Origin of the sequence: Bdellovibrio bacteriovorus (assembly GCF_041888015.1) — a bacterium.
Classification (GTDB): domain Bacteria; phylum Bdellovibrionota; class Bdellovibrionia; order Bdellovibrionales; family Bdellovibrionaceae; genus Bdellovibrio.
Window position 1 is genome coordinate 1,214,686 of the sequence record NZ_CP168968.1, and the last position, 15,374, is coordinate 1,230,059.

Annotated in this window: 16 protein-coding genes; 8 read left to right on the plus strand and 8 right to left on the minus strand. The window is 50.0% G+C overall.

Annotation, left to right across the window (positions count from 1 at the left end):
• Positions 1 to 12: 12 nt before the first annotated feature.
• The gene (locus ACES2G_RS05915; RefSeq protein WP_347356891.1) at positions 13 to 3,276 is read right to left on the minus strand and encodes a tail fiber domain-containing protein; all 3,264 of its coding nucleotides are present in this window, start codon (positions 3,274 to 3,276) and stop codon (positions 13 to 15) included.
• A complete protein-coding gene (locus ACES2G_RS05920) occupies positions 3,269 to 3,490 on the minus strand; it encodes a hypothetical protein (RefSeq protein WP_347356893.1) in 222 nt (73 codons plus the stop codon). The genes ACES2G_RS05915 and ACES2G_RS05920 overlap by 8 nt, the downstream gene beginning before the upstream one ends.
• Positions 3,491 to 3,748: 258 nt before the next feature.
• Between ACES2G_RS05920 and msrB the strand changes: the two genes are divergently transcribed.
• Together msrB and ACES2G_RS05930 are read left to right on the plus strand one after the other, a co-directional pair.
• Positions 3,749 to 4,276: a peptide-methionine (R)-S-oxide reductase MsrB gene (gene msrB / locus ACES2G_RS05925; RefSeq protein ID WP_347356895.1), complete on the plus strand. Its 528-nt coding sequence runs from the start codon at positions 3,749 to 3,751 to the stop codon at positions 4,274 to 4,276.
• A gap of 127 nt (positions 4,277 to 4,403) precedes the next feature.
• Positions 4,404 to 4,748 (plus strand): hypothetical protein, encoded by a 345-nt coding sequence (locus tag ACES2G_RS05930; RefSeq protein ID WP_347356898.1) that lies wholly within the window; start codon positions 4,404 to 4,406, stop codon positions 4,746 to 4,748.
• A 29-nt stretch (positions 4,749 to 4,777) separates the two neighbouring features.
• Here the strand turns inward: ACES2G_RS05930 and ACES2G_RS05935 are convergent, their stop codons facing one another.
• The gene (locus ACES2G_RS05935) at positions 4,778 to 5,566 is read right to left on the minus strand and encodes a M48 family metallopeptidase (RefSeq protein WP_347356899.1); all 789 of its coding nucleotides are present in this window, start codon (positions 5,564 to 5,566) and stop codon (positions 4,778 to 4,780) included.
• Between the two features lie 172 nt (positions 5,567 to 5,738).
• On the opposite strand from ACES2G_RS05935, the gene ACES2G_RS05940 reads away from it, so the two are divergent.
• The 3 genes from ACES2G_RS05940 to ACES2G_RS05950 all read left to right on the plus strand — a co-directional run bounded on the left by ACES2G_RS05940 (position 5,739) and on the right by ACES2G_RS05950 (position 7,264).
• A complete protein-coding gene (locus tag ACES2G_RS05940; protein WP_347356901.1) occupies positions 5,739 to 6,032 on the plus strand; it encodes a hypothetical protein in 294 nt (97 codons plus the stop codon).
• 100 nt (positions 6,033 to 6,132) lie between these two features.
• A complete protein-coding gene (locus tag ACES2G_RS05945) occupies positions 6,133 to 6,666 on the plus strand; it encodes a YaeQ family protein (RefSeq protein WP_347356902.1) in 534 nt (177 codons plus the stop codon).
• Between the two features lie 70 nt (positions 6,667 to 6,736).
• Entirely contained in the window at positions 6,737 to 7,264 is a 528-nt protein-coding gene (locus ACES2G_RS05950) for an SRPBCC domain-containing protein (RefSeq protein WP_347356903.1), read from the plus strand.
• Here ACES2G_RS05950 and ACES2G_RS05955 read toward each other — a convergent pair.
• The 5 genes from ACES2G_RS05955 to ACES2G_RS05975 all read right to left on the minus strand — a co-directional run bounded on the left by ACES2G_RS05955 (position 7,261) and on the right by ACES2G_RS05975 (position 11,432).
• The gene (locus ACES2G_RS05955) at positions 7,261 to 9,009 is read right to left on the minus strand and encodes a tetratricopeptide repeat protein (protein ID WP_374001553.1); all 1,749 of its coding nucleotides are present in this window, start codon (positions 9,007 to 9,009) and stop codon (positions 7,261 to 7,263) included. The two genes, ACES2G_RS05950 and ACES2G_RS05955, sit on opposite strands and share 4 nt — an antisense overlap.
• 162 nt (positions 9,010 to 9,171) lie before the next feature.
• Entirely contained in the window at positions 9,172 to 10,128 is a 957-nt protein-coding gene (locus ACES2G_RS05960) for a serine hydrolase domain-containing protein (RefSeq protein WP_374001554.1), read from the minus strand.
• Positions 10,129 to 10,406: 278 nt separating this feature from the next.
• Positions 10,407 to 10,553: a hypothetical protein gene (locus tag ACES2G_RS05965; protein WP_347356909.1), complete on the minus strand. Its 147-nt coding sequence runs from the start codon at positions 10,551 to 10,553 to the stop codon at positions 10,407 to 10,409.
• Positions 10,554 to 10,837: 284 nt separating this feature from the next.
• Positions 10,838 to 11,209, minus strand: a complete 372-nt coding sequence (locus ACES2G_RS05970) for a putative zinc-binding protein (RefSeq protein WP_374001555.1) — start codon at positions 11,207 to 11,209, stop codon at positions 10,838 to 10,840.
• A complete protein-coding gene (locus ACES2G_RS05975; RefSeq protein WP_347356912.1) occupies positions 11,202 to 11,432 on the minus strand; it encodes a ferredoxin in 231 nt (76 codons plus the stop codon). The genes ACES2G_RS05970 and ACES2G_RS05975 overlap by 8 nt, the downstream gene beginning before the upstream one ends.
• A gap of 204 nt (positions 11,433 to 11,636) precedes the next feature.
• On the opposite strand from ACES2G_RS05975, the gene ACES2G_RS05980 reads away from it, so the two are divergent.
• From ACES2G_RS05980 to ACES2G_RS05990, 3 genes are read left to right on the plus strand one after another with little or no spacing between them, the layout of a single operon-like run.
• On the plus strand, positions 11,637 to 12,560 hold the full coding sequence (locus ACES2G_RS05980) for a COX15/CtaA family protein (protein ID WP_374001888.1): 924 nt from the start codon (positions 11,637 to 11,639) through the stop codon (positions 12,558 to 12,560).
• A gap of 19 nt (positions 12,561 to 12,579) precedes the next feature.
• Positions 12,580 to 14,373, plus strand: coding sequence for a 2-oxoacid:acceptor oxidoreductase subunit alpha (locus ACES2G_RS05985; RefSeq protein ID WP_374001556.1), 1,794 nt, complete (start codon positions 12,580 to 12,582; stop codon positions 14,371 to 14,373).
• The gene (locus ACES2G_RS05990; protein ID WP_347356916.1) at positions 14,370 to 15,374 is read left to right on the plus strand and encodes a thiamine pyrophosphate-dependent enzyme; all 1,005 of its coding nucleotides are present in this window, start codon (positions 14,370 to 14,372) and stop codon (positions 15,372 to 15,374) included. Before ACES2G_RS05985 ends, ACES2G_RS05990 begins: the two co-directional genes overlap by 4 nt.

Below are 15,374 nucleotides of genomic sequence, written 5' to 3' on the forward strand. Positions count from 1 at the left end.
ATGGTCTTCCTGTTATTTCTGCAGCTTCCTGAACTGGGCTTCGATGGCGGACAGACGACTCTCAAGATCCTTGTTTCTGTCTTCAAGTTTCTTTACGGCCGCCTTGAGATCGCTGTTTTCTGCCTGGATCGAGGCGATATCGCGCCGGGTGTTCTTGTCGACCTGTTGGAGAGCGCCAATGGTCCATGGGATCAGCCCGATGTAGTTCACACCATAATAATTGCCATTCAAATCAACGCGCTTTACAAGATCCGGCAGAATGACCATCATGTCCTGGGCCATCACACCGTACTCGGTCCGTTCATTGGGGTCATCCCTCATGACATAAGAATAAACCGGGATCTTTCTGATCAATTCCAAGCTCGAGCTGATGGGCTTGATGTTCTTCTTAAGTCGGCGATCCGAAATATCCGTCAGGGTACCCGTGAACTGAATATCACCCACAACGTGCAGCGCACTGGCCGGGGACGCTGTTCCGATACCAACGTTGCCCGAACTATTGATGGTCATGCGGGCCAAGTTGTTGGTTTTAAATGACAGATCGTTAGCGTTCGTGCTTCCTAAACTGACAGCGGCCGCCTGTCCTCCCAGAAGAACCGCGTCGGTGATTCCGTAACCTGCAAGTGTCGTCGGCTTGGAAGTGATCGACGACCAGGCCGGTGTCACTGTGGTGTTCGCCGCCGCCGTCAGACGCCCTTGCGCATCCACTGTAAAGGTTGCCACCTGAGTCGCGCTTCCATACGATCCCGCAGTGACGGTCGTGTTGGCCAAGGCAATAGTGCCGCTGGTGGTGATCGTGCCGCCGGACAGGCCCGTGCCGGCAATAACTGAAGTCACGGTGCCTCCGGCAGGAGCCTGGCAGGCAAATCCAGAAGCAGTCCAAGTGGGGACATGTCCGTTCGTGGCGCAGACGAAGTTAAAGAATTTGCCCGTAGAATCTTTCATCACAAAACCGGTTGTGGCGGAGTTGACTCCAGTATAGTTCAGGTCGGCTCCCAAGATTGTGCCGTCGGCGATTTTTCCGGTTGTCACCGCGTTCGCAGCAATGGTGGCCGCGGCAGAGCCCGGACCTGTCGCCGTGACCTCGCCAGTTAAAGCGGATATTCCCGCGCCAGAGACCCCCACAGCTTGCGCTGCAGAACCATCCCAGTACTTTACCTGATTAGAGGTGGTGTTGAACCAGGTTTTACCTTTGTCGGAAGCACCCCAGCCAGTAATCAAAGTCGCTTCTGTGGCGTTGGTGTAATTGCCAAGCCCCAAAGAGCCCGTCATGACGTCGCCGGCTTTATTAACAGGAGTGAAGCCCAATGCCGTCGTCACGTCCGAAGAGCCGATATTAGCTCCCACCGTCACACGACCTTTAATATCCACGGTGACTTTCGAATAGGTGCCCGCGGCGACTCCGGAATTGGCCAGCGTCAAGGCACCCGTAGTGCTGATGGTGGCATCTCCACTCATGCTGACAGCGGTGGCAACATTGGATCCGTTCCCGATCCACAGATTGCCTGTGGCCAAGGAAGGCAACAGAGGCGTCGGGGCCTGACAGGCAAATCCTGCCGCTGTCCATGTCGGAATGTGACCCGTGGTTGCGCACGCGAAGTTAAAGAATTTGCCTGTAGAGTCTTTCATCACAAAACCTGTGGTGGCTGTGTTGACTCCAGTGAAGTTCAGATCGGTTCCCAGAATGGTGCCATCGTCAATTTTTCCGGTGGTCACAGCGTTGGCGGCGATCGTTGCCGCCACGGATCCCGGGCCCGTCGCAGAAATATCCCCGGTCAGAGCCGTGAGATAATTTCCGGCGGGTTGTTTGGCATTGAAGGTGTCAAAGTCAGACTTGCTGATTAAACCCGCCGTGACACTCGGAGCGGACGCCATGGGGATATTCAAAGTGTGCGTGTTGGAAGCTGAATTCCAGGCGGGTGCATTTCCAGAGCTGCCGATCGCCAAAGACTGAGATCCGCCGGTCTGCCCTGCAATAGAGGTGATGCCAGATCCGGCCAGACCCAGAGCCTGAGCGGCGGAACCGTTCCAGAATTTGATGGTGTTGTCGTCAGAGTTAAACCAAGTATATCCCTTGTGAGCCGCGGTCAGGCTTCCCACTAAGGTCGCTTCTTGAGCGTTGGAGTAAGATCCAAGGCCCAGTGCGCGCTGCGGGCTCATCAGAATATAGCCGGCGTTGCTGATGTTGTTGCTGTCCATATTCAACGCACCGGCCATGGTGTCGCCATTTTTGTTCACAGCATCGGTGATGCCATAACCTGCCAGTGACGTGGGTTTTCCTGAAGAAATCTTGGACCAGTCCAAAGAGGGAACATCCGTCGCCGTCAGGGCGCCGTTGATCCAGGCGCCTCCGTCGAAGCGGAAGAAGTGGCCGGCGGTAAGGCCGGTGACATTCACATCCGTACCTTTGATTTTATCGACGCTGTTGGCACCAGGAGCTCCATTGACATCTCCAGCAAGAGTGGGAGCTGAGGGCAGGGATTCCCAACGGCCATCACCCCGCAGGTAAGAGCTGGCGTCCGCTGTACCCGTGGGATTCATAACAGCCAAGGGGCCTAACCCCAGATTTGTGCGAGCCGCCGCGGCAGAGGTAGCTCCGGTTCCCCCGTTAGCAATAGCAACAGTGCCGGTGACGTTCGTGGCCGTGATGGCCGTTGAAGCGGCATAAGTCCCAGCCAGAAGATCTGCCATCACGGTGCTTGAAAACCAAGCCTCGACCGCAGATTGAGTCAAACCCGTCGGCGTATTGACCGCCAGGAATTGATCCGCAGATTTTCCTTCGAGCTTATCAGCATCAGAGGACTTTTCTGCGCGCACGGCATAAGGAGAGGCGCGCATATTAAAGTCAGCCGTGATTCCCAGGCTGTTGACAACGATGCGCAGTTTTCGCGAGTCCGTGGAGGCGGGTGTATAGTCGGTGTGACCGTTGGAACAAGTCAGACCTGTCTTGGGCTTGTCATCAAAGACCTGATCGAAGGTGAGATTGGGAAGTGGCGACTTTGTGCCTTGTCCGACGACCAGATAAAGATACCCTTTTTCGATTTGCACGCCGACATGGACTTCCTGCCAAAGAATGCAGGAGTTTCCGTCATTGCGTACACCCAAAATTTGCACGGTCACGTTGGAAAGAGAGGAAGGAAAAATCGGACTGGAGGGATTGGCAGTGTCCTTGATGACCCCTTGAAAGGTGATACCTCGGTTGCCGTTGGAGGCACTGGTCGGGACTGCGATAAACCCCAGCAGAAGGCTGAAGAGGATAGAGATCGATTTACTCATAAGCTATCATCCCTTCGATAACATATTGTCCGGCGGTCTTTTTTTCAGCAAGCTCGCCGATCTGACCATGAACTTCGTAGTGTCCAGATTTATAGACTTCGGCTTGCTGGAAATCTTTCTCGTGTCTGATCTTAGGCAGAAGGATCTTGCTTCCCGCAAGGTTTTCAATATTGGCATCCAACGAGCAGCCTGCTAAGAGGCCGCCGACGTACATAATGAGTATCAAATTTAGACGAAAACCCGAAATAGCTCCCATATTCCTATATTGTCGGAATAAGGCTGGAGTTCCTAAAGTCACCCGAATGGTGAAAATGAGGCACTACCCGTAGCCATTAGGTAATTTTGAATTAAGAGTCAGAAAGGGAACAGTTAAATTACACAGTTGCAATAAAAGTTGGGCCGGTTCTTACTCTTCAAGTTGGTTTTACCGGCCCAGATACCTACACTTGTTGTAGAAACCAAGGAGGCTTTTATGCGGGCGTTGATTTTTATACTGAGTCTGTTCTTTGTAGGTTCGGTGTCTGCTAAAGAAAAGGAATACGTCAAGCCATCGGATGCTGAGCTTAAGAAAACGCTGACACCGATGCAGTACCAATGCACCCAGCAGGCAGCGACAGAAAAGCCGTTTGAAAATGAATACTGGAATAATAAAAGAGCCGGGATCTATGTAGACGTCGTCAGCGGAGAGCCTTTATTCAGCTCCACGGACAAGTACGACTCCGGCACAGGATGGCCCAGCTTCACAAAGCCTATTGATGACTCTTTCGTCGAAACCAAGCCTGACTATGAACTGTCTGTGGAACGTACCGAGTTGATTTCCAAGAAGGCCAAATCCCATCTGGGCCATGTCTTTGATGACGGACCCAAGGACAAAGGGGGGAAACGCTTTTGTGTTAATTCGGCAGCTCTTAAGTTCATCCCGGTAGATGAAATGGAAGCAAAAGGCTACGGTCGCTATTTATCGCTTTTCCCTGAGAAGAAAGAGGGGAAGAAGAAATAGCTGGCTCTAATTTGTCACCTCCAAGGCCGGTTTTAACAGGGGCGAGTGCTTTTAAATGACTATAGGCCATTTAGTCCGGGCAAGCGCCTTGCAATAGGGGTGGATGGCTTAAAAAATTGGAGGCCTTATGAAAAAGTGGATCTTGTTTTCTTTGGTGTCGGTCTTTGCGTCTTCCGCCTTGGCGGATGGAACAATCACCTGCAAAGGGTATGATGCGGCAAAAAGCAAAACAGAAGATGTGCTGATGATCGAGGCTGATATCGCTATTCTTTTGACGGTCTCAAATAACGAAGGGTTCTTATCGCCGCGTTGGCAAAACGGCCAGGTCAGGGACTATGCCAATGACAAGTATGTTGTGACCGTGAACCACGACGAAAAAACCATCACCACTGAAAATCGTATTAGTGGCACTAAACAAGTCCACACGGATGCCAAGTGCCGCTATAACGGTGAGCCCGACGAAGACTACTAAAGATCGACAGGCGAGTCTGCTTGCTGATTCTATTTAGTCTGTTTATAAAGTGGCATCACCTTTGGCAGCAAGGACGAAATACTTCTGATGCGTGTGTCGTCCGCCGGGTGTGTGCTTAAGAACTCCGGCGGTTTTCCCTCGCCCGCAGCTGACATCTTCTTCCATAATGCGACGGCCTCCTCTGGATTGTAGCCAGCGCGAGCCATCAGCTCCAGGCCAATGTCGTCAGCCTCAGACTCTTGTTCTCGACTGTGGGGCAGTGACACAGCCAGCGTCGTGATTTGATCCGCCATTCCAACATATTTAGCCTCGACTTTGCCAGTGAGCAGTATAGCCTCGGCCAGACCACTTTTGATTAATTCTTCGGACATTCGTTCACGGCCGTGTTCGCGCAAGGCATGGGCAATTTCATGACCCATGATTGCCGCGATCTCGCCATCTGTAAGTTTCAACTTTTCGATAATTCCAGAATAGAACATGATCTTTCCGCCCGGCATGCAGTACGCGTTCAGCTCCTGGGATGTGATCACGTGGACCTCCCAGGCCCAAGAGGGGGCATCACTGCGAAAGATCGCCGTCTGCGGGATAAGTCTTTTGGCGATTGTCTGCACTCTTTGCACTTGCGCGGTGTTCTTATCCAGCAGGCCCTTTTTCTGAGCGTCCTGTTTTGTTTGCACGTATGCCTGAGCCGACATAGACACAATCTGCTCACTTGGCACCAAAAGAAGCTGGCGGCGCTCAACACCGATGGCCCCTTTCTCGGTTGAAGTCGCGCAGGCAACCAAAAATGCGAATAAAACGAAAATTAATATCTTCATAAATAGGAAGTTAGTGAGACTTTGGTTAAAGATCAACGCGCGACTTTATGCAAGTTGACCGTCCAGGCCGTGCATCTTCGCATTCCGACCATAGAAAGCTTTCCTTCCTCATTTGAAAGTAAGACCCTTGGTCCAAATTGATTCTTTTTTTTTAAAACAGAAAGGCTTAACCATGAAAAAAAATATCGGACTTGTTTCCGTCGCATCCATCTTGGCCCTGACTATGGCAGCGTCCATTTCTTTTGGTGCTGATACCATGAAAACTAAGGCGCCAAAAGTCGAATGGACGAACTTACAGCGTGAAAATATGGCGAAGATGCATGAAGATATGGCGACCTGCCTGCGCTCCAGCAAGACGCCAAAAGAGTGTCATGCAGACATGAGAATGGCCTGCAAGAATATGGGGAAAGAGGCATGTCCCATGATGCATGAAAAGGGTCGTCATATGATGGACAGTGAATACTGAAGTCCCTAGGGCTTCGGATTCCAGCTCCTCTGACACATTCAGATGAAGGCAAGTTCACTAAGTTGCCTTTCTTTCTTTTTATGTGCAGAATCAGTCTCTGATGCTTTACCGTTTTCAGATTGAAGTTTCAGATATTGATCGCGGAGTGTACGAGTCATTGGATTTCAGGGTTGCTCAGCATCCTTCGGAAACATACCCTTATATGCTCAGTCGTGTGTTGGCCTACTGCCTGGTGTATCAGGAAGGCTTGGAGTTTACCCCCGGGGGCCTGGCCGATCCGGAGGCTCCGGCTTTACGCAAGTTGGGAAATCACAATTCCATTGAAATGTGGATTGAGGTGGGAAGTCCTTCGGCGCGAAAGCTTCATAAGGCGGGGAAAGCCGCTTCCGAAGTTTTGGTTTTCACCTATAAAAATCCTGAGATTCTGCTGAATGAGATTAAAAACAACGACGTCCATCGTGCTGCTGACCTGCAGATCTGGGCTTTTGGTTCTGAGTTCCTGGATTCTGTTGGAAGTCTGGTCGAAAAGAACAATCGCTGGTCCTTGTTGGTACAACAAGGACAAATGGATCTGACAATTGGTGAGCAAACATTGTCAGATGAAATAAAGAAGTTCAAACCAGAAGTTAAATAGCCGAACCGGACTCCCAAAAATTCTAAAAGCTGAAATAATTTACCTACGATTTTTAGCGAAGGAGTTTTTTATGCAGACCTCACAAGCCAAAGATAATCAGACTTACGTACATAAACTCTCGACCCCCGGGGCAAAGTTGCTGGAAATAAATCGAGAGTTTCAAGCTCCGGTCGAGCGACTTTTTGAGGCTTTTGCAAATGCGGAGAGTTTAAAAAAGTGGTGGTGGCCTCATGGGATGTATGCGGATCATATCGAGCTCGATTTCCGCAATGGAGGAAAATACTTCTTCAATATGAAAGGAAACGAGCAGAGCGCTGCGGGAATGGCGGGGCACTTTGAGGAAATCATTAAAAACAAGCGTATCGTTATGACTGACCATTTTGCCGATACGCACGGCCACCCCATCTCGGCCAAGGAAGCGAAAATGCCCGGAGATTGGCCCGAGATGGCTTACATCACTTTTGAATTTGAATCCATCAATCGCAATACCAGTCGTTTCAAACTCTCTCAGCAGGGCATCCCGAACGAATTTCACAAGGACTGTCTTCAAGGTTGGTCCGAGTCCTTTGAAAAACTAGAGAAGTTCCTGGGGCATTAGAAAACCAACTTTAGCAGCTTGCTGCGGATCTGGCGGGCCCGGGCTTCATCGGTGGTGAGGCCCACAGCCTTGTTATACATCGCTTTGGCTTCCTCGGGCATGGACTGCATTGAGTAAGCGTCGGCCAAGTGCTCTGCAATGATGCTGGCAGAGGACTGATATCCATAGGCTTTCTCCAGAACTTTGATTGATTCAGAAAACTTCTTCTGTTTGAAAAGAACCCATCCAAGTGTATCCAGAACATAACCGTCTGTGGGCTCAAGCTCCAAAGCTCGGCGTGCCAGTCGTTCGGCTTCTGGAAGGTGCTGATTCAGCTCTGCCAATGTGAAGGCCAGATAGCTCATGCTTTGAACGTGGTTGGGTTCAATTTCAAGGACCTTCTTCATTTGAGCAATCATTCCTTCTTTTTTGCCCAGTCGGTCCAGTATTAGAGCATGCTGAAATAGCAAGCTGACATTTTTTGAAAATTTGCTCAGACCTTCTTCCAGAACTCGGGCTGCGCCTAAATAGTCCGACTTTGCATCTAGCAAGGAGGCATACATGGTGTAAACCTGTGGCTGATCGGCTTTTGTCTTTAGTCCTTTTGCTGTGACATCCAATGCCTGATTGAGTTTCCCCAGGCCTTTGAGCAAATGGGCTGCATGGACAATGGCCTCACTAAAATGGGGGCTTGAAGGTGGTACTAGCATGTACTCGCGAATAGCACTATCAGCAGCACCGGTTTCCTCATAGACAGCGGCGAGGTAATAGCGGGCAGTGTCTGAAGTTGGAGACTTCGTGACAATATCCTTTAGTTTTGAGGCTGCCAAATGGAAGCGCTTTTGTTCAATCAAAAGCAGTGCCATCTTCATTTGAATCTCCAAGGAGTTTTCTGAATTGCCGGAAATGACTTCCAGTTGCTCGAAGGCCTTATCAGACTCTCCGCTTTCAATGTATATTTGTGCAATGATATCAGCCACGCTTCTGTTGAAATGGCTTTGTTTTTGAAACTCAAGGCACAATGAAAGTGCTTTATTGCGATCACTTTGCTTCAAGTAAAAGTTTGCCAACGATACGACAGCGTCTTCGAAGTCAGGCTTCAGTTCCAAGGATTTCTTGAAGGATCGTTCGGCCGCAAGTTGTTGCTTTGCACCCTCTTGATCCTGCTTAATGAGACCCAGATAGTAGTGGGCCACATGTGGGGTTTCATATAGGGGGTTTTTCAAAAGAGACTTGAAGTATTGTTCGGCCTTTTTATAGTCCTTCATATCTGAGTAGAGAGAGCCAATATAAACTGGCGCCTCAACATTTTCCGGTTGCAGCCGTAGGACGATATTGTACTGAGCAATAGCTTTGTCGTAGAGCTTTTCTGCAGAATACAGGCCTCCTAAGAACAGATGCGCGTCAATGTTCTTAGGATCTTGTTGAACGGCTTTTTGGGCGTGGGAAATAGCCTCAGGCATCTTGTCGGCTTTTAGGTATTCTGCAGACAGGCGCATGTGAACTGCGGGAGACATTTGATCCATTGCCAGTGCTTTTTTGAAGGCCTCAATGGCTTGTGCAGAATTTCCTTCACGGCTATAGACGTCCCCCAGAATAAAATTGTAATCCGCTTCAGTGCGCATGTTCAACGGATCAGAAGCCGAGGCGGGGGTGAGAAGGTTTTGTACTTGAGCCGCCGCGGTCTTTTTTGCAGGCAGGCTTCCGCAGGCTGTAAGGGTGAGCAGAAGGGTGATACTTGCAGTTGTCTTAAAGCATGGACGCATCAGTTCTCCTTGTCAGATTGCATTGTAAAGAACTTTGCCGATTTAAAATAAAATTCTTGCGGGTCCCACCAAGGACTCGCCCTTTATCTTAATTTTGCAGATAGAAATCCTAGGCTAAGAGTTGGGAGAGAGGCGATAGAATCTGAACAATCGGATCGTTCATTAAAAAGGGCAGGCTGCCCACGCTTCCGCCTTGGCACGAACGCTTCTTTCGATCTGGATGCCTTTAGGGTACGTACCAGTGGTCCCCTGGCGAGCGACAATGCCGAAGTAGTTTTTGCTGCGATCCCAGAAGGGATAGGCGCCATAAGCGCCGGGGCTTGAGACACGGCCGTTGCTGCTGTTGCAACCATAGCTGCTGCTTTGGCATTCGTGCCAGAGCCCCAAGCCATAGTGCCAGTCTTCGTTTAAGTCCTGTTTGGGGGGAGAGTAAATGATCTGGCTGGCAGCGGTTTGGTCTTTGAGCAGTTCACTCATGGAAGAGGGGCTTAGTAGTGTTCCATTTTTGAGCGCACGCAGAAAATCAAGGTATTCGCTAGCCTGCCAATGCATCCCGCCCGCCAGACGAGGGTTTGTACTTGAGGGAAGGTCATAGGCCGCTGAAGAAAAAAGTCCCGTATCATTCTTGAATTGCGCGAAAATGTCCTGCCAAGATGAACCAGTTGCGTATTGAGCCATCAGCCCGGCGACCTGCATGTGGACTCCGGAATAGTAAAAGACAGAGCCTGGGGTGTAGGTGCTGCCTGAATTAGAGGAGGCCATATTTTTGGTGCAGGTTTCGAAGTTGGCACCAGCGCTATGCAGGCAAAGGAGTTCATCCGTCATCCCTGAACGGAAACTCAGAAGATGCGCCAGGGTCATGTTGTAAATGACATCTCCAGAGTCGAGAGGCCAGAGAGGGATGTGTTTTTGAGGCTTGTCAGTCAGAGCTAAAAATCCCTGGTCCACCAAGCGCAGTAAAATCACCGAGGTTACCAGCTTGGATGTTGAGGCAGATTCATACGTGGTTGTAAGGTTGGAGGCTCCATAGCTATAGGTAAATTTGCGCCCATCAGAGCGCTCGATGGAGTAAGTGAAGGGAACCTCTGAAGAGGCACCACCACTTAGAGTGGCAGCCATCTCAATTTCAAGTGTGGCTGTCGAACAGGTATTTGTTGCAGGCGGAGTATTTCCCCCCGAATTTGATTTACAGGAGGTGAAAGCAACAAGACTTAAAAGCACCAGTGACAATCTATATCTCACAACGCACCTGACTGTTTGGAAGGTATGAGTACATTATAGCTGCTCTGCGGGCTTCAGGTAGGGAATTTTTTAGAAGGGCTAGGGTCTTTCCTCTTAAAAAGAATAAGGGAGCACTCATGTTAAAAGATATCCACAGGCGCGGTGATCGAGGGGAACTAAGATACATGCAGCATTCCGGTGGAAACGGGGTTGATTGGCGCAAAAAGCTGTTCGTCTTGAACAGATCTTTTCACCGGGATATTGGCTATTTCTGTGTGGGGTTGATCTTGATTTACGCGATCTCTGGAATTGCGGTAAATCATATCGACTCTTGGAATCCAAGTTATGTCCTTACCCGAAGTGAGCAGACGGTGGCTGATCTGCCGGCTAATCCCGAGTCTGACGAATTCGAGCAGGCCCTGGCAAAGAAGCTGGGAATCACCACGGCCTTTCGAAGCCGGGTCCGCGATTCTCAGGAAGAAGTTTTATCTAAGTATCTCTGGCCTTTTCATGGTCAAGGGTGCCAACGGCTTCGGTCGTCGGGGCTGGATCTTCGTGATAGCGGGTTTGGTCATTCCCATCGCCTTCTACTATCTTTACATTTAGCTTATGAGTGCTGTGGCACTTCGATCTCAAGCTTTATCAAATTGAATATTTCATCAACTTGCTCTTGATTGAAGTCACCATGCTGAACCTTTTTTACGCCATGCTTTGAAAGGTCGTGGTGTCGGTCAGGGATGACTCCGTGTCTTTGCAGACAATGGCGGGCGCATTGCAATGGGCAACCATCAATGACTGTGATACGGCGGCCTGATTTGGCGGTTCTAACCAGGGACGGAACATCACCTCCGACACCCGCAATACAGGACATTTCGGCAATGCCCGACCGATCCAAGCGAACGGCGATAGCATTGGCGGCTTGCGCGGCACTTGAGCAGCCCGAGCAGGAATAAACCAGTTGTTTTGGGGTTTCATTCATAGGCATACCCGATGATGCTGATAGGGCAGATTTCTTGGGCCGCTTTGCATTCCTGTAGCTCCTTTTCCGACTGGGGCTGGCGGTGAACATAAGCATTGGCGTCGACGTCATGGCTTCTAAAGTTGTCGGGCGCTTCTTTCCAGCAGGCTCCGCAGCTGAGGCAGTCTGGCCCTATGAAGAACTTGTGAGAACGCAGGGCGACTGAGTTGCTTTCTTCTTCCATACAGTGATCTCCAGCGAATCGGTCGGCTTCATACTACTGCAAGGGGGGCAGTAAGAACATTGATCCGGATCATGGTTTTGTTAATTTTAGTTAAATTAATATTTTAAATTTGCATAGATTCGCTTCATGCAGATGAAAGAAAATGGGCTTCGTCCAGTTTTTCGATATTGGCTGATGTTTGTCATCGGATGGGTTTTTTTGACAATGGCCTTGGGAGGAGCGACCCGGCTGCTGGAGGCAGGACTGTCGATTGTCGACTGGAGGCCTGTGACCGGTATCATGCCGCCGATCACCTCCACACAGTGGCTGCAGGAGTTTTCCAAATATCAGGGGTCCCCGGACTTTAAGGCGAGATCCCTCATGACGCTGGCAGATTTCAAATTCATATTCTGGTGGGAATACGCCCATCGTCTGATTGCGCGGATGCTGGGATTCTTTATTATTGTCCCGTTCCTCTTTTTTTGGAGACAGGGACGAACCATCAGTCCGGATGGCAAAAGGGTGCTTCTGTTGTTGTTCCTAGTGGGGATGCAAGGGGGCTTGGGATGGTTTATGGTGCAAAGTGGACTGGTGCAGATTCCACGTGTAAGTCACTTTCGCTTGTTGGCCCACTTTTTATGGGCCTGTTTGATTTTGTCCTATCTGGCTTTTTGGTTGCAGCAGGAAAGTACCAAGATTCAGCACTGTCGCGGCCAGCGGATTTATTTACACACACTTTCTTTTCTTTGCGTGGTTCAGCTGGCATTAGGAGCGATGGTGGCGGGAAGTCGGGCCGGGTATGTTTTTAATACCTTTCCGCTGATGGGGGATTCGTGGGGACCACCCATATTCTTAATATACGACGGCTGGGTGGAGAACCTTTTTTACAATCAGTTCAATCTTCAGTTCTTCCATCGTATTGGAGGATGGGTGCTTGGCCTCTTGGCTGTGCTGGGATGGCGTCTGGGGTTTAGGGAGCTTACCTTGCTGATTTTCCTGCAGTTTATACTGGGTGTTTTTACTTTGGTCCTGAGGGTGCCGGTCTCTTTGGCGGTCCTTCATCAGGTTCTGGGGGCATTTGTTTTCTTCAGAATCCGGTGCTTGCTGTATAGTTCCAAACTTGATCTGGATCATAACCTCGGAAGATAAAAGTGGTTAAGTTCAGGATGTGGATAAACTACACGAAAACTCATTTGTCATAAATATTGCCAGTGTTAATGGCAGCGGTACTCAAACAGCCAACAGTGTTCTTTTGCGTTCATTGTTTCGTATGGGCGTTCCGGTGGGAGGGAAAAATATCTTCCCCTCTAACATCTCGGGGATGCCGACATGGTTTTGGATTCGAGCGAATTCCAAAGGGTATGTAGGGGCCACCAGTCGGGCCGATATCGTGCTGGCCTTTAACCCTCAGACATTTGAGGCCGATCAGAGCTGTCTGGGCTCAGGAGGTTTTTTCTTCTATCCAGAAGGGAAAACAGCGGGCAAGTCCGTGCGCCCGGATATCGTCGCGGTTCCAATTCCACTCCAGTCACTAACTGACAAGATTGTGGCGCCGATAAAAATAAAAAAGCTCGCAGCCAATATGATTTATGTGGGTATTTTGTCCGAGCTTCTGACAATCCCTCAAGAAATCGTTCGACAAGTTGTTAATGATCAGCTTGAAAAGAAAACGTCAGCTTTGCAACCGAACTTGGATGCGTTGGATATTGGGCGGCAGTACGCCCGCGAAAATCTGCAACATCTTGCGTGGCCATTTGTGGCCCGCACGACCGATGTTCCCCGAAATCAAGTGATGATGGATGGAAATACAGCAGCGGCTTTAGGGCTGCTTGCCGGAGGATGCCAGTTTATTTCCTGGTATCCGATTACGCCGTCTACATCAGTGGTTGAGCATTTTGAACGATTTGCCAAAGGCACGCGCAAAGACAAGGACGGCAAGAATAACTTTGCTGTCATTCAGGCGGAAGATGAACTCGCCGCTTTTGCCATGGTTCTTGGTGCCGGCTGGGCCGGCACTCGAGCTTTGACAGCAACATCCGGTCCGGGATTGAGTTTGATGGCCGAGGGTGCCGGGTATGCCTATTACGCCGAAATACCGGCGGTCGTTTGGAATGTTCAGCGTTTGGGTCCTTCGACAGGATTACCGACGCGAACGGCACAAGGGGATCTGACTTTTTCAGCTCACCTGTCGCATGGGGATGCAAAACATGTCTTGCTCTTCCCTGGCAGTATTCAGGAATGCTTCGAATTTGGCCAAACCTGCTTTGATCTGGCCGAACGGCTTCAGCAACTTGTAATTGTGCTCAGTGATCTGGATCTTGGAATGAATCTTTGGAGCAGTGAAGAGTTGAAGTCTGCGCCAGTTCGCTATGACCGGGGCAAAGTTCTAAGCCCTGAAGATCTGGATAAGTTGACACATTTCCATCGTTATGAGGATCAGGACGGGGACGGCATTTGTGCGCGGACCCTGCCTGGAAATTCCCATCCCCGGGCAGCTTATTTCACCCGAGGTTCCGGGCATAACTTCCGTGGTCAGTATAGCGAGAAGGCGGAAGAGTACTCGGACAATATTCTGCGCTTACAACGAAAATGGGAGACCGCCAAAAAACTGGTTCCGGCCCCGGAAATCAAATCGAACGACAACAAAGAAGGAATGATCTACTTTGGCAGCACCTCGGCTGTTGTTGAGGAGCTGACAGAACTTCTGGAGCAGAAGAATCAAAAATTTGATCTGTGTCGAATCAGAGCCTATCCATTCTCACCGGGTCTAGAAGACTTTATGAAAGAGCATGAAGCAGTTTATGTGATTGAACAAAACCGGGATGGTCAAATGAAGGCCCTTCTTGCTCAGGCCTATCCGCAGTGGGCTTCTAAGATGGTGTCGATCCTGCATTTTGACGGAACCCCGGTGACGGCAGAAGGCCTACGCCATAAAATATTGAACCTTCGAGGTGAGGCATGAATCTGGAACTCAAAGCTTATGAGGGCAGTCCTTCAACTCTCTGTGTGGGGTGTGGGCATGACTCGATTTCCAAGCACATCATCTCGGCCTGTTTCCACAGTAAAGTCCTTCCATTCCAGTTGGCAAAAATGTCGGGGATCGGATGTTCTTCCAAGATCCCAGCTTATTTTATGTCATCCAGCTTCGCATTTAATTCCATGCATGGGCGCATGGCCCCTGTTGCAACCGGAGCCATGATTGCTCAGAAGGACCTTCTGTACTTGGGGGTGAGTGGGGACGGGGACACCGGCAATATCGGCTTGGGTGGTTTTCTTCACATGATTCGCAGAAACGCCCCGATTGTGTATTTGATTGCGAACAATGGGGTCTTCGGTTTAACCAAGGGACAATTTTCAGCCGCCGCAGATAAGGGAAGTCTGGCGAAGTCAGGGCGTTCTGCCGAGCTGCCTTCATTGGATTTCTGCACCTTGGCTCTTGAAGCTGGGTGTGGATTTGTTGCCAGATCATTTTCTGGGGATGGCAAGCAGTTGGTTCCACTGCTTCAGGCGGCGATGAAACATCGTGGGACGGCCGTGATAGATATTATTTCTCCGTGTGTGACCTTCAACAATCACGATGGGTCCACCAAGTCTTATTCTTATATGAAGGAACATGATCAGGTTCTTCAGGAGTTGGGCTTCTTCACCGCCGCAGAAGAAATGTTGGCTGACTATGAAGAAGGGGGGCGCCAAAAAGTGGAGCTTCCCGATGGCAGTCATTTGCTTTTGAAGAAGCTGGATTCACGCGCGCATGATGTCCATAACCGGACGCAGGCCTTGAGTTTACTGGCACAGACACGAGCGCAGGAAGAAATACTGACGGGACTTTTTTATGTGAACGAAGCCACACCCAGGTTGGCAGAACAAATGCAGCTCACCGAGCGCTCTTTGAGTTCTCTGCAGGAAGTGGATCTGCGCCCGACGCCCGAGCAGTTGGCGTCATTGCAAAAAGATTTTAGATAA